The organism is Primorskyibacter flagellatus (assembly GCF_048268605.1).
GTDB classification, from domain to species: Bacteria; Pseudomonadota; Alphaproteobacteria; order Rhodobacterales; family Rhodobacteraceae; genus Primorskyibacter; species Primorskyibacter flagellatus.
In genome coordinates this window covers 1-13,675 of the sequence record NZ_JBLWVF010000012.1, presented here as the reverse complement: position 1 = coordinate 13,675, position 13,675 = coordinate 1, and the positions used below count along the sequence as shown (strand labels likewise).

The 13,675-nt window shown below is 61.9% G+C and carries 12 protein-coding genes; 9 read left to right on the top strand and 3 right to left on the bottom strand.

All coding sequences use genetic code 11. The annotated features are described in order from the left end of the window. Positions 1-8 precede the first annotated feature (8 nt). On the top strand, positions 9-1,520 hold the full coding sequence (gene trpE / locus ACN0WV_RS13240) for an anthranilate synthase component I (protein WP_417606495.1): 1,512 nt from the start codon (positions 9-11) through the stop codon (positions 1,518-1,520). A gap of 161 nt (positions 1,521-1,681) precedes the next feature. Here the strand turns inward: trpE and ACN0WV_RS13235 are convergent, their stop codons facing one another. Then, a complete protein-coding gene (locus tag ACN0WV_RS13235) occupies positions 1,682-3,760 on the bottom strand; it encodes a divergent polysaccharide deacetylase family protein (protein ID WP_417606385.1) in 2,079 nt (692 codons plus the stop codon). 137 nt (positions 3,761-3,897) lie between these two features. Between ACN0WV_RS13235 and ACN0WV_RS13230 the strand changes: the two genes are divergently transcribed. The 6 genes from ACN0WV_RS13230 to ACN0WV_RS13205 are packed head-to-tail and all read left to right on the top strand — an operon-like array spanning position 3,898 to position 8,581. Next, the gene (locus ACN0WV_RS13230; protein ID WP_084353471.1) at positions 3,898-4,479 is read left to right on the top strand and encodes an anthranilate synthase component II; all 582 of its coding nucleotides are present in this window, start codon (positions 3,898-3,900) and stop codon (positions 4,477-4,479) included. Next, positions 4,476-5,495: an anthranilate phosphoribosyltransferase gene (gene trpD / locus ACN0WV_RS13225; RefSeq protein ID WP_417606383.1), complete on the top strand. Its 1,020-nt coding sequence runs from the start codon at positions 4,476-4,478 to the stop codon at positions 5,493-5,495. Before ACN0WV_RS13230 ends, trpD begins: the two co-directional genes overlap by 4 nt. Then, positions 5,495-6,145 carry a uracil-DNA glycosylase gene (locus ACN0WV_RS13220; RefSeq protein ID WP_417606382.1) on the top strand — a complete coding sequence of 217 codons (651 nt, stop codon included), beginning with the start codon at positions 5,495-5,497 and terminating at the stop codon, positions 6,143-6,145. Before trpD ends, ACN0WV_RS13220 begins: the two co-directional genes overlap by 1 nt. Next, positions 6,142-6,945 (top strand): indole-3-glycerol phosphate synthase TrpC, encoded by an 804-nt coding sequence (gene trpC, locus ACN0WV_RS13215; protein WP_417606380.1) that lies wholly within the window; start codon positions 6,142-6,144, stop codon positions 6,943-6,945. Before ACN0WV_RS13220 ends, trpC begins: the two co-directional genes overlap by 4 nt. Beyond that, complete coding sequence (moaC, locus tag ACN0WV_RS13210) at positions 6,942-7,418, top strand: cyclic pyranopterin monophosphate synthase MoaC (protein ID WP_417606378.1); 477 nt, start codon at positions 6,942-6,944, stop codon at positions 7,416-7,418. The genes trpC and moaC overlap by 4 nt, the downstream gene beginning before the upstream one ends. Beyond that, on the top strand, positions 7,415-8,581 hold the full coding sequence (locus ACN0WV_RS13205) for a molybdopterin molybdotransferase MoeA (RefSeq protein WP_417606376.1): 1,167 nt from the start codon (positions 7,415-7,417) through the stop codon (positions 8,579-8,581). Before moaC ends, ACN0WV_RS13205 begins: the two co-directional genes overlap by 4 nt. A gap of 7 nt (positions 8,582-8,588) precedes the next feature. On the opposite strand, the gene ACN0WV_RS13200 is transcribed toward ACN0WV_RS13205, so the two are convergent. After that, the gene (locus ACN0WV_RS13200; protein WP_417606374.1) at positions 8,589-9,509 is read right to left on the bottom strand and encodes an ornithine cyclodeaminase family protein; all 921 of its coding nucleotides are present in this window, start codon (positions 9,507-9,509) and stop codon (positions 8,589-8,591) included. A gap of 72 nt (positions 9,510-9,581) precedes the next feature. Continuing rightward, positions 9,582-10,814: an enolase C-terminal domain-like protein gene (locus tag ACN0WV_RS13195; RefSeq protein WP_084353477.1), complete on the bottom strand. Its 1,233-nt coding sequence runs from the start codon at positions 10,812-10,814 to the stop codon at positions 9,582-9,584. A gap of 417 nt (positions 10,815-11,231) precedes the next feature. Between ACN0WV_RS13195 and ACN0WV_RS13190 the strand changes: the two genes are divergently transcribed. Together ACN0WV_RS13190 and ACN0WV_RS13185 are read left to right on the top strand one after the other, a co-directional pair. Further along, complete coding sequence (locus tag ACN0WV_RS13190; RefSeq protein ID WP_417606372.1) at positions 11,232-12,107, top strand: SMP-30/gluconolactonase/LRE family protein; 876 nt, start codon at positions 11,232-11,234, stop codon at positions 12,105-12,107. A 96-nt stretch (positions 12,108-12,203) separates the two neighbouring features. Continuing rightward, complete coding sequence (locus ACN0WV_RS13185) at positions 12,204-12,998, top strand: NAD-dependent epimerase/dehydratase family protein (protein ID WP_417606370.1); 795 nt, start codon at positions 12,204-12,206, stop codon at positions 12,996-12,998. The last annotated feature ends 677 nt before the right edge of the window (positions 12,999-13,675 follow it).

Genomic DNA, 13,675 nt, shown 5'->3' with positions numbered 1-13,675 from the left:
CGAGAATGGTGCAACTGACCCCCGACTTTGAAACTTTTGCCCGCGCCTATGATGCCGGGCAAAACCAGATTGTGCATGCCCGTCTGGCGGCTGATCTGGACACGCCGGTATCGCTGATGCTGAAGCTGACAGGCGCGGCGCGGGACGCGTTCATGCTGGAATCGGTGACTGGCGGCGAGGTGCGTGGCCGCTATTCGATGATCGGCATGAAGCCTGACCTGATCTGGCGCTGCGACGGCGAACAGAGCAGCATCAACCGGCAGGCACGCTTCGACCGCGAGAGCTTTACCCCGCTGGACGGCCATCCGCTGGACACGCTGCGCGCGCTGATCGCCGAAAGCCGGATAGACCTGCCCGCCGACCTTCCACAGGCAGCGGCCGGACTGTTCGGCTATCTCGGGTACGATATGATCCGGCTGGTGGAGCATTTGCCGAACGTCAATCCGGACACGTTGGGCCTGCCCGATGCGCTGTTGATGCGTCCCTCTGTCGTTGCGGTTCTGGATGGCGTCAAGGGCGAGGTCACGGTCGTGGCCCCCGCCTGGACCCGTGAAGGCCTGTCGGCACGCGCGGCTTATGCGCAGGCCGCAGAGCGCGTGATGGACGCGGTGCGCGATCTGGAGCGTGCCATGCCGCAGGCCAGCCGCGATCTTGGCGAGGCTGGGCAGACGGCCGATCCGGTGTCGAATTTCACCAAGGATGCCTATAAGGCTGCAGTCGAAAAGGCCAAGGATTACATCCGCGCAGGCGATATTTTTCAGGTCGTGCCCGCGCAACGCTGGACGCAGGATTTCCCGCTTCCGCCCTTCTCGCTTTACCGGTCGCTGCGTCGCACGAATCCGTCGCCCTTCATGTTCTATTTCAACTTCGGCGATTTTCAGGTGATCGGCGCGTCGCCGGAAATCCTTGTGCGGGTCTTTGGTCGGGAAGTGACAATCCGCCCGATTGCAGGCACGCGCAAACGCGGTGCCACCCCCGCCGAGGACAAGGCGTTGGAGGCCGATCTTCTGGCCGACAAGAAGGAACTGGCCGAGCATCTGATGTTGCTGGATCTGGGACGCAACGATACCGGTCGCGTGTCAAAGATCGGCACCGTGACGCCCACCGAGCAATTCATCATCGAACGCTACAGCCACGTCATGCATATCGTCTCGAACGTTGTAGGTGAATTGGACGACGACCACGACGCGTTGTCGGCGCTGTTGGCCGGGTTGCCTGCGGGCACCGTTTCCGGCGCGCCGAAAGTGCGCGCGATGGAGATCATCGACGAGCTGGAGCCGGAAAAGCGCGGCGTCTACGGCGGCGGTGTCGGCTATTTCAGCGCGGGCGGCGATATGGATATGTGCATTGCGCTGCGCACGGCCGTGGTGAAAGACGAAAAGCTGTATATTCAGGCCGGTGGCGGTGTGGTCTATGACAGCGACCCGGAAGCCGAGTATCAGGAGACCGTGCATAAATCCAACGCCATTCGCATGGCTGCGGAAGATGCCGCGCGCTTTACCGGGTCCGGCAACCTCTGATCCGATCGTTCATTTTAGGGCATCGATTGCGCCGCCTTCGGCGTCGCCCGGCGGCCCGGTCAGCAAAGCTGACCGGGCCGCCTTGTGTTGCGCATAAAAGGACGGGAAAAGCGCTGTCTTGGTGGAAAACCGCGCAAAAAATCGCCATTGGCGACTAAGTGTCAGTCAGCCTGCTGCAACAGAAAAGACGAAATCGGTACGATGTCGACGGCATCCTTGGTCTGGTCTTGCATCCCCCAGAGCATCAGCGATGCCAGCGTTTCCGCACGCAGGCGACCAAGCAGAATGATCGGCTGTTCCCGGCCTGCGCGCGAGGTTGCCCGCGTCGTCGCCTGATCAAGGAACCTTCGGATCACGGTCTGGCCCTGTCCCTGCCCGTCAAGATCCCGAAACGCTGTTGCGGCGGGCACGCCCTGTTGCGCGGCGAGCGTTTGCGCAGAGTTCTGGCCATTGGGCCGCATGACCAGCCCGTGACCGCTTTGCAGGACTGTCCGCGTCACCTGATCAGAAATTGCCCGCGCCCCCTGAAGGCCGGCCTGATCGCCCTCAAGCACGGCCACCACTTCCGGGAGATCATTCAACAGCGCGTCCAGGGCGTCCTCTGCCGCATTGACGCCAGCCTCTTGCGGCAGATCGGCAAGCGCCATCACCTCGTAGCCCTTTTCTCGGTAAAGCGTCATCCGCTGCCGCGCATCGGGGCTGGCGGCATCAAGTGCAAAGGTCACCGCAAAGGGAAAACCGTCAATTGCGTCCGGCCCAAGCGGGCCTGTTCCATCATCGATCAGGATCACCGACAACAATGGCTTTTCGCCCGCAGGTTGGAAGGGAGCGCCGAAACGTTCAAGCGGCGACAGTTCCGCCAGAGCCACCGCGTTGCCGGGAAACTCTGCGCTTGCGTCGGGCGCAGTGGTTTGGACTGGCTGACTGCCAATCACGGGGGCGCTCTCAGCAATCATTTCCTCTGGAGGTGCCATGCTCGGCTCATCAGCACCCAGGTTCACATTTGCCTCAGCGCCGGTGTCTGCGCTGGCCTCATCGCGATCTGCATCGGCTGGCTCTGGCCCCTCGCCTTGCTGTGCGTCCGACATCGTGATTGCCGGCGGTTCATCCGATGGGCCGCTGTCAGCCGTCGGGGTCGCTTCGACAGAGTCCATGTCATCCGCTTCGTCAGACCCCGCATCCGCACCATCGTCGGAACCAGGCCCGACATCGCCACCGCCACCAGTTGCCGGCGCTACAGTGTCAGCAGTGCTCTCCCGGTCTGCGGGCTGTTCGTTGCCATCATCGGGAACAGATCGAGCAGTCTCTCCTTCGGCAGTAACAATTTCTGATGATTGTCTTTTTTCGGCGCCAGCGACTTCCGGCGTGTCCGTCAGGACGGGCGCATCCGCAGGCTCTTCAGCTTCGGACCGGGAGCCATCGGTTGCATCCCTCGCATCAGACATGTCACGGCCAGCCGGCGCATCATCGGCTCTATCCTGCGCCAACCCAGGATCGTTCTGAATCACGAACGGTGCCGGGGCAGATGGCTCGGAAAGGCCGCTGACCGTGGCTGCCGGGGGCGTGTCGATTGCCGTCGGCGGCGTGGTATCCTCGGCCGTAGGTGGCGCGGGCTGAGCTGGCGCGTCAAACATCGCGACACCGGCGTCCGGGCGCCAGGGTTGTGGCACCGGTCCACCGCTGACCGCCTCTGCCCGCATGCTTTGGACGAACACGTCATCATCAAGCGCGTCATCAGGCGGGGTAAGACCGTTCAGGCGTTCCTCCACCGGTGGTGCCGGAGGATCCGCGGGTTCGGTGGATACCGTCAGGCGCGTCTCTGCCTCAGGTGTCGCGGGCGCGGCCGATGGCTCCACGGCGACCGGGGCCGGCGTTTCGGACTGCACTGTCACAGCACCGCTTGATACCCCGGCATCAGGCGCGGGCATTGCATTCGCGCCCATATCCGGCGAAGGTGCCGCCACCGGCGTCGTGTCGGCATCGGCAAGCCGCGCCAGATCATCCGGCACCGGCGCAGTGATCCGGGGGGCTTCTCCGGCCGGGCCACTTGTCTCTGACGCAGGGCGCGTGGCGGCACGGTCGTCGCGGACATCGTCAAAGGCGGACCCGGCAGGGACCTCGACGGCGACAACCTCTGGGCGTTGCGATTGCGGCATTCCGACAGCCAACGACAAGACGCCTGCCCCGGCGACGGCGGTCACGGTGCCAAACACTGCTCCGGAGAGAAAACCCTTTGCCACTTTACTGCCCTCTCGTTGTCCTTCATGGCCGCACATGTGCCTGCGACGTGCCAAGCCCTTGACGCTGCCTGCCAAGCCAGAGCATGTATACCGCGACCAAGGCCCCGGCCACCAGCCCCAGACAGGGAAATCGACCCATGCTGATGCTCATCGATAACTACGACAGCTTCACTTATAACCTCGTCCACTATCTGGGCGAATTGGGCGCGGATGTGAAGGTCTGGCGCAACGACGCGCTGGATGTGCAGCAGGCCATGGCGCTGAAACCGGCCGGCATCCTGCTGTCTCCCGGCCCCGGAACACCTGATCAGGCGGGGATCTGCTTGTCGATGGTGCTGGCGGCGGCGGAAACCCGCACACCTTTGATGGGGGTTTGCCTTGGCCACCAATCCATCGGGCAGGCGTTTGGCGGTCAGGTCGTGCGCTGCCACGAGATCGTGCATGGCAAGATGGGTGCAATGCAACATGCGGGCAAGGGCGTGTTCGCGGGCCTGCCCTCGCCCTTTGACGCCACGCGCTATCATTCGCTGGTGGTGGACCGGGACACGTTGCCCGACGCGTTGGAAATCACGGCAGAGCTGGAGGATGGCACCATCATGGGCCTGCAACACAAGACCCTGCCAATCCACGGCGTGCAATTCCACCCGGAATCGATCGCGTCCGAACATGGCCACGCCCTGCTGCAAAACTTCGTGAAGGAAATGAAGGTGCCCGCATGAGTGATGCGCTCAAGCCCCTGATCGGGGCCGCCCCGGATCGCGCCCTGACCGCCGCAGAGGCGCATCAGGCCTTCGAGATCCTGTTCGAGGGCGAAGCCACCCCGGCCCAGATCGGCGGGCTGCTGATGGCCCTGCGCACACGCGGCGAAACGGTCGAGGAATATGCCGCCGCCGCCGCCGTCATGCGCGCCAAATGCCACAAGGTTCGTGCGCCCGAAGGGGCAATAGACATCGTCGGCACCGGGGGCGACGGCAAGGGCACGCTGAACATATCGACCGCGACGGCCTTTGTTGTGGCCGGTGCCGGTGTCGTGGTCGCCAAGCATGGCAACCGCAACCTGTCGTCGAAATCGGGCGCGGCGGACGCGTTGGGCCAGATGGGCATCAACGTGATGATCGGCGTGGAAACGGTTGAAAAAGCCCTGAAAGAAGCAGGCATCTGCTTTATGATGGCACCCATGCATCACCCCGCCATGGCCCATGTCGGCCCTGTCCGGGCCGAGCTTGGCACCCGCACGATGTTCAACATTCTCGGGCCGCTGACCAACCCGGCAGACGTGAAACGCCAGTTGACCGGGGCTTTCACCCGCGATCTGATCCGCCCGATGGCGGAGACGCTGGGCAAGCTGGGGTCCGAACGCGCCTGGCTGGTGCATGGCTCTGACGGCACCGACGAGCTGACCATCGCCGGCGTCAGTTGGGTGGCCGCGCTGGAAGAAGACGGCACGATCCGCGAATCGGAACTGCATCCCGAGGATGCGGGCCTGCCCGTGCATCCGTTCGAGGACATCATCGGTGGCACACCCGAAGAAAACGGCGCGGCCTTCCGCGCGCTGCTGGACGGTGCGCCCTCGGCCTACCGCGACGCGGTGCTGCTGAACGCGGCGGGTGCGCTGGTTGTGGCTGGCAAGGCGAACGACCTGCGCGAAGGCGTGGCCATGGCCTGCGAGAGTATCGACAGCGGTGCCGCGAAAGCCCGGATCGAGGCGCTGGCCCGCATCACCCAAGCCGCGTGATGGCTTTGACGGTGCCAGAGGCATGGGCGCATCTGCCCTTCTTCTCCGAAACCCTGCCGGGGATCGTCACTAGGCTGGAGGCCGAAACCCGCCCGATTTATCCACCGGACCAGCAGGTTTTCCGGGCGTTGGACCTATGTTCGCCGGACAACACCAAGGTGGTCATCCTCGGACAGGATCCCTATCACACCAACGGCAAGGCGGACGGGCTGGCCTTTTCCATCCCCGACGACTTTGGCGGACGTCTGGACAGTCTTGGAAATATTTTCAAAGAGTTGCATGACGATCTGGACCTCACACGAACACAGACCAACCTGTCAGACTGGGCCGATCAGGGCGTTCTCTTGCTCAACACCGCGCTGACGGTGCCAGAAGGGGCGGCCAAGGGGCATGCGAAGCTTGGCTGGGACAGGTTGAACAAGGAAGTGCTGACGGCATTGTCGGACCGCCCCCGCGCCTTTCTGCTTTGGGGGGGACCGGCGCAGAAATACGCCCGGCATATTGAAGGCCCCGACCATCTTATCCTCGGCAGCGCCCATCCTTCGCCATTGTCTGCTTACCGCGGCTTTTTCGGCTCGCGCCCCTTTTCCCAAGTCAACGACTGGCTTAAGGCAAGGGGCGAGACACAGATCAATTGGACGACGCCATGACCCTGACAATCCTCGACAAGATCAAAGCCTACAAGCTGGAGGAAGTCGCCGCCGACAAGGCTGCCACGCCGCTTGGCGCGGTCGAGGACGCCGCCCGCGCAGCCCCGCCCGTGCGCCCGTTTGCCGAGGCGCTGCGCAAGGCGGCCGCGACAGGCTATGGCCTGATCGCCGAGGTCAAGAAAGCCTCGCCCTCCAAGGGGTTGATCCGGGAGGACTTCCACCCCGCCACGCTGGCCCGCGCCTATGAGGATGGCGGCGCCACCTGCTTGTCCGTCCTGACCGACACGCCCAGCTTTCAGGGGGCCAAGACTTTCCTGACCCAGGCCCGCAGCGCCACGTCGCTGCCCGCGCTGCGCAAGGATTTCATGTATGACACCTATCAGGTCGCCGAGGCCCGCGCGCTGCACGCCGATTGCATCCTGATCATCATGGCCAGCGTGTCCGATGCCCAGGCGGCGGAGTTGGAGGACGCGGCGCATCACTGGGGTATGGATGCACTGATCGAGGTGCATGACGGGCCGGAACTGGACCGCGCGCTGCGGCTGAAATCGGCGCTGATCGGGGTGAACAACCGCAACCTCAAGACCTTCGAGACCTCGCTGGACACAACGCGCACGCTTTCCAAACGCGTGCCGCACAATCGCCTGTTGATCTCTGAATCCGGTCTGAACACGCGCGACGATCTGGCCGATATGGCCTCCTACGGGGCCCGCACCTTCCTGATCGGCGAAAGCCTGATGCGGCAGGCGGATGTGGCGACCGCGACCCGGCAGCTTCTGTCAGATCCGGTATCGGCATGAGTGGCCTGACGCATTTCGACGCCAAGGGCGATGCCCATATGGTTGATGTCTCCGACAAGGCTGTGACGGCGCGTGTGGCCGTGGCCGAGGGCCATGTTCTGATGGCCCGCGAAACATTTGACATCATCACCGAAGGCCGTGCCAAAAAAGGCGATGTGATCGGTGTTGCCCGGCTGGCCGGCATCATGGGGGCCAAGAAAACGCCCGAACTGATCCCTCTGTGCCATCCCCTGCCCGTGACCAAGGTCGCGGTCGAGATCACGCCGGATGCGGATCTGCCCGGCCTGCGGATCGAGGCCACGGTCAAGACCACCGGCCAGACAGGGGTAGAGATGGAGGCCCTGACCGCGGTCAGCACGGCTGCGCTGACGATCTATGACATGGCCAAGGCGGTGGACAAAACGATGCAGATCGGCGGCATCCGTGTGGTGCTGAAAGATGGCGGCAAATCCGGCCGTTTTGAGGCGACATGATTCCCGTATCAGACGCGCTCGACCGGCTGTTTTCGCGCACCCCTACACTGCCCGTTGAAGAGATCCCGTTGATCGCGGCGAACGGTCGGGTGTTGGCGCGCGCCGTTTCGGCGACACGCAATCAGCCGCCGTTTTCGGCCTCTGCGATGGATGGCTATGCGGTTGTCGCGGCAGCCCCCGGCGACCGGTTTAAGGTCATCGGTGAAGCGGCGGCCGGAACGCGCTTTGACGGCTCGGTTGGGCCGGGCGAGGCTGTGCGTATCTTCACCGGCGCGCCCGTCCCCCAAGGTGCCAGCCGCATCGTGATCCAGGAAGATGTGACGCGCGATGGCGATGTCATCACCGTCACAGAGGGCTTGGACAAGGGGCCGCATATCCGCGCTGAAGGCGGTGACTTTCGTGTGGGGCAGTCCATCGACGCGCCCGTTCGTCTGACGCCCGCGCTTGTCGCCTTGCTGGCCTCGATGAATGTGGCGCGGGTGCCCGTGACCCGCCGACCTGAGGTGGCTATCCTGTCCACGGGCGATGAGTTGGTGATGCCCGGCGAAGTCCCCGGCCCGGATCAGATCATCGCATCCAATACGTTCGGCCTGCATGCGCTGCTGCGCGATTTGGGTGCCCGGCCGCGGCTGTTACCGTTGGCCCGCGATGATGAGGCTTCGTTGCGCACTGCCTTTGATCTTGCCCAAGGCGCGGATCTGGTGGTGACGATCGGTGGTGCCTCGGTGGGTGATCACGATCTGGTTGGCAAGGTGGCGGGCGACCTGGGCATGGACCGCGCGTTTTACAAAGTGGCGATGCGGCCCGGCAAACCGCTGATGGCAGGGACATTGAACGGCGCGATGATGATCGGACTGCCCGGCAATCCCGTCTCGGCCATGGTTTGCGGACATGTTTTCGTGGCCCCGGTGATCCGGGCCATGCTGGGCCTGCCCCGCGCGCAAGCCCTGCGCAAGCAAACCGTTCTGGCCCAATCCCAGCCTGCCAACGGCCCGCGCGAACATTACATGCGGGCGCGGCTGACAGAAAACGGCATTCTGCCCGACCAGCGGCAAGACAGCTCCTTGTTATCCGTTCTGGGCCTGTCAGACGCGTTGTTGGTGCGTCCTCCGCATGATCCGGCGCGCGATGCGGGCGATCCGGTGGAGTACATTCCGCTCTGATCCGGCCTCAGGCAACCGAGGCGATATAGCGTGCCATCATCAGGTCAAGATGCGCGCCGCCGCCGTTTTTGAACACGGTGATCTGATCGCTATTCGTACGCCCCGGCGCGCCGCCCACAAGATCATAGAAGTCGCCCAGAACATCGCTTTCGGCCAGTGCGCCAGAGGCGAGCGGCATGATCAACTCGCCGATATGGTGCAGGGTCGTGTCGCGATTATCGACAAAGACGCTTGCCTTGCGCATCAGCGCATCATCAGCCTCGCGCATATCCGCCTTGAAGGCCCCAATCAGATCGACATGTGTGCCCGGCGCGATCCAATCGCCCAGCAATACAGGCGCGCGTGCCATCGTGGCGGTCGAGATGATGTCGGCCTGCCCGGCCGCCGCCTGCAAGTCCGGAACCGCCTCGACACCAAACCCTTCCTTCTGCATTTTCGCAACCAGCGCCTCTGCCTGCTCGCCCCGGCGCGCCCAGACCTGAATACTGTCCAATCCCGAAAACCCGTCGGAATAGGCGCGCACCAGCGAGGCCGCGACCGTACCGGCCCCCACGATCAGCAACCGCTTGGCGTCCGGGCGGGCCAGAAGCCGCGCGCCCAGAACGCTGTCGGCTGCGGTCTTCCATTCGGTGACAAGACGGCTTTCGATGATGGCGCGCAGCTGACCGTCCTCGGGCGCAAAAAAGAACATTGCGCCTTGTACTGTCGGCAAGCCGCGCCGTGCGTTGGCACCGAAGACCGTTACCGCCTTCGCCCCATAACCCAAGCCTTCGATATAGGCCCCCCTGTTCAGCAAGGTCGCGTCTGACGGGCCGAGGAACATATCGTCAAGCTCTGGTTTTGGCGCTTTGTGGCCCTCTTTCAACGCCTGAATGGCATCCGGCCAGGACAGATGCGCGTTGACGGCGTCATAGGTGATGTGCTGCATTTGTATCGTCTTTCGTTCCGGCAAGTATCGCCCACAAGCCGTTGGCATGTCGGTCCTTTTCGAACGGGGGGGTTAGAAACGCGGATGCGCGTATTGCCAGTCGGGACGGTGTTTTCGCATCTCGCTTGCATCATCACGCTCTGTATAGCCGCAATCGAGATAGTTCTGATGCAGCCGTTTCAGGGCATCGCGGTCCAGCGTCACCCCTAGCCCCGGCCCTTCGGGCAGCGTCAGCGCTCCCTTGTCAAAGCGCAGCTTTCCACCCTCGATCACCTCATCCGTCTGCCACGGGTAATGCGTGTCGCAGTCATAACTCAGATGCGGCAAGGACACGGCAAGATGCGCCATCGCCGCCAGGCTGATACCCAAATGCGAGTTTGAATGCATCGACAACCCGACACCCCAGATCGCGCAGATCCGCGCCAATTCCCGCGTCGCCTGTAGCCCGCCCCAATAATGATGGTCAGACAGGATCACTTGCGCGGCTTTGCGCGAAATCCCCTCGGGCAAATCTGCGTCGCTGGTAATGCACATGCTTGTGGCCAGCGGAATTTCCGTTGCTGCCTGTACGGTTGCCATGGCCGGAATGCCATGCGTTGGATCCTCCAGATACTGCACCAGCCCGTCAAGCCTGGGCAGCAGGTCCAGCGTGGTATGCAGATGCCAGCCACCATTCGGGTCAAGCCGAAGCGGCGCATTCGGGAACGCCTCGCGCAGGGCCTCCAGCCCGGCAATCTCTTCGTCGGGCGGCAGAACGCCGGCCTTGACCTTGAACGACCGGAACCCGTGTTGATCGACAAGCGTGTGGGCCTCGTTGACCAATTGTTCAGGCGTGGCAACCTCGCCCCACATATCGGCGGTGTCGCTGCCTGCGTGCTTGGCGAATTTGTAAAACAGATAGGCCGAGAATGGGGCGGTCTTGCGCATTTGCCCGCCCAGCAGGTCGCAGACCCGCCGATCAGTGGCCTTGCCATACGCGTCCCACATCGCAACCTCGATCCCGGCAACCACGCGCAGTTGTACCCGAGGATCGGGCATCGGCCAAAGCGCACGCCGCGCATGTGCCCACAACCCGTTGAGATCGGTCACATCCATTCCGATCAATCGCGGGGCGAGGTCTGTCATCCCGTCCAGCAGCTCTTTGCCGGCATGCGTCTCGCCCAAGCCCACGATGCCGCCTTCCGTCTCCACCTCGATGATGGAACGCAACGCATAGGGCTGGTGGCAGCCAGCGTTGTTGCGCAGCGGCGGATCGGAAAAGGCAATTGGCGTGACGCGAATGTCGGCGATGCGGGTGTCGGTCAAGGGAGCCTCTATTTGTTACATGTTTCAGGTCATGCCCCGCCCCCACAGCATATGCAGAGGCGCAAGTCAGTCACGTCATCGTTCAGCGGTCGACGCAGTCCCAATGCAAGTCGGCCTCATCATAGTCGACAAAGGGAGGGTAGAGTCCACACCCGGCAGAACGTGATGCGATAAATTGTCAAGACAAGCGCCGGCCGCACGCCGGTTGGGGATAGTGGCGGTGGGCGCATTTCGCAGGGTGCCCGGTCACGGCTGAGAACCTGAGTTGTCCTTGGAACTATTGCATGCCATCTCTGGGTGAACGCAAAGATCAAAGACTTCTGGGAACACCGCCAGGTGTCCTCGGCAGTCCGGCACGATGATTTCTTATCCGGCGGCGTGGCTCGCCAAAGACCGTATTCACAATGAGGCTTTTTCATGCAAATTGAATGTGTTGTCTCCAGCCGCAGCATGATTGGCGAAGGTGCCGTCTGGGACGACCGCGCACAGGTGCTGTGGTGGGTGGATATCTCCGCCGGGCTGATCCACCGCTATGACCCCGTGACGCGCAAAAATTCCGCGCAGGAATTTGGCGAACCGGTTGGTTGTCTGGCAGTCCGGGAGGCAGGCGGGCTTGTGCTGGCCACCAAATCGGGCTTCTGTCTTTACGACCCGGAAAGCGGACGACGCGACCATATCTCTGACCCCGAAGCACATCTGCCAGATAACCGGTTCAACGACGGTGCCACCGACGCGCAGGGCCGGTTCTGGGCCGGTTCGATGAAAGACGGCGGCGCGCCGCAACCGATGGGCCGGTTTTATTGTCTGGATGCAGACCGCGTCGTGCATCCTTGGAAAGACGGTATTTACACCACCAACGGCCTTGCCTTTTCTCCCGATGGGCAAACCATGTATTTCTCCGACAGCAATGCGCGGGTCCGTACGATCTGGGCCTGCGACTACGATACCCAGACCGGAACGCCCGGCCCGGCGCGCGTGTTCTTCGACACACGCCACGTTGCCGGTCGGCCCGATGGCGGCACGGTCGATTCCGAAGGCTGTTACTGGATGGCCGGCGTCAGCGGCTGGCAGGTCTATCGGATCTCTCCCGAGGGCAAGATACTTCTGACCATAGATATGCCGGTTGAAAAGCCCACCAAACCGATGTTCGGTGGCAAGGATCTGGACATCCTTTTTGTTACCTCGATCGGCGCAGACCTGACGGAAGGTACGGATCAACCCCAGGCTGGCGGGCTGTTCGCCATCACCGATTTGGGCGCGACCGGCCTGCCGCAAAAGCGTTTTGCCGGATAAGGTTTAAAGGATTGCGGCATCCACGCAGCCGTATAGGCAAACTTCGATCTGCGTTGCGGGCCTTCGGGCAGTAGGAAATAATTGAAGGACAATGCCATGAAAAGACTACTGATCACCGGCGCGGCAGGAGGGTTGGGATCTGTCTTGCGCAGCAAACTGGCGTATCTGGCCGATACGCTGCGCCTGTCCGACATCGCGGATCTGGGCAAAGCAGGTCCGAATGAAGAATTGATGCCCTGCAACCTCAGCGACAAGGCCGCAGTCGAGGCACTCGTCAAAGGCTGTGACGGTATTGTGCATCTTGGTGGGCGCTCCATCGAGGACAGTTGGAACGTGATCAGCTCCGCCAATATTGACGGCGTTTTCAACCTTTATGAAGCCGCGCGCAAACAAGGCTGCAATCGGATCGTCTTTGCCAGTTCCAACCACGCAATCGGGTACTATCCGCAAAATGAGCGGCTTGATTCTGATGTCTACCCTCGGCCGGACAGCCTTTACGGCGTGTCCAAAGTGTTCGGCGAAGCGCTCGCCAACATGTACCATGACAAATTCGGGATCGAGACCGCCATCGTGCGCATCGGAAGCTGCTTGCCCGAACCCTCCGACCACAGGCAGCTGTCCACCTGGCTAAGCCAAGACGATTTCGTTCGGCTGATCGAACGGGCCTTTGCGACCTCCAAGCTGGGATGCCCGGTAATCTACGGCGCGTCTGACAATGACGCCGGCTGGTGGGATAACTCCAAAGTCGGTTACCTGGGCTGGAAACCGCAAGACAACTCTGAAGACTACAGGCCGACGGTTGATGCCAATAATGCGCGGCCCGCTCCGGATACTCCGGAAGTGCGGTTCCAGGGCGGTATCTTCACCGCTGAGGACATCCACGAAGACTAGGACGCCCCTCCCCGGCTTTCAAACCACGCCAAAGCCCCCTTCGCAGCCGTTTTGACAATTGTTTTCGAGAAGGCTCTTGATTTTTTCCATGTCGACACACGTCGCGATGATTGTGCAGAGAACGCAGAGGGAGAATCACCTGCGACGCAGGCTTAGGTTGAACGCACTGAGCAGCGGCCCATCAGTGGGCGTCAGCGGCATACAACAGCATACTGAAACATTTTGCCGCACCCCTTGATGGACCATCCCGGTCCAAATGATTGCGCTACCTTTAATTTTCACTGAACTACGCAAAATCAAGAGAGTGCTGTTTCACAGGGGTTTCCTTAAGGTCAGGCAAATATTTTTACTGATTTGTGCGCCCTTATGAAAATAATTTACAGTAAAACTGTTATTTTTCTGATACTTGTTTAATTATTTTCGTATCACGGTATATTTACCGCAACGGACGGACCCGATTTTTGGCCACAAATATGGCCAGGATCGAGCCACGAAATGCTTCACTCAGGGAGGAGCCTCTGATGACCAAACAGACCCCAACCGAAACTTCCAAAACCTATCCTCCGTCTTCGGAATTGTCTGGCAAGGCGCATGTTGATGCGTCGGGATATGAGCGGCGTTATGCGGCGTCTGTTTCGGATCCGGAGGCGTTCTGGGGTGAGGAAGGCAAGCGGGTT

Bases quoted from the DNA above. Each gene is read 5' to 3' on its own strand.
- ACN0WV_RS13200 (WP_417606374.1), bottom strand. From the start codon at position 9,509: ATGCAGCACATCACCTATGACGCCGTCAACGCGCATCTGTCCTGGCCG.
- moaC (WP_417606378.1), top strand. From the start codon at position 6,942: ATGAGTGGCCTGACGCATTTCGACGCCAAGGGCGATGCCCATATGGTT.
- trpC (WP_417606380.1), top strand. From the start codon at position 6,142: ATGACCCTGACAATCCTCGACAAGATCAAAGCCTACAAGCTGGAGGAA.
- ACN0WV_RS13205 (WP_417606376.1), top strand. From the start codon at position 7,415: ATGATTCCCGTATCAGACGCGCTCGACCGGCTGTTTTCGCGCACCCCT.
- ACN0WV_RS13220 (WP_417606382.1), top strand. From the start codon at position 5,495: ATGGCTTTGACGGTGCCAGAGGCATGGGCGCATCTGCCCTTCTTCTCC.
- ACN0WV_RS13230 (WP_084353471.1), top strand. From the start codon at position 3,898: ATGCTGATGCTCATCGATAACTACGACAGCTTCACTTATAACCTCGTC.
- ACN0WV_RS13190 (WP_417606372.1), top strand. From the start codon at position 11,232: ATGCAAATTGAATGTGTTGTCTCCAGCCGCAGCATGATTGGCGAAGGT.
- trpD (WP_417606383.1), top strand. From the start codon at position 4,476: ATGAGTGATGCGCTCAAGCCCCTGATCGGGGCCGCCCCGGATCGCGCC.
- ACN0WV_RS13185 (WP_417606370.1), top strand. From the start codon at position 12,204: ATGAAAAGACTACTGATCACCGGCGCGGCAGGAGGGTTGGGATCTGTC.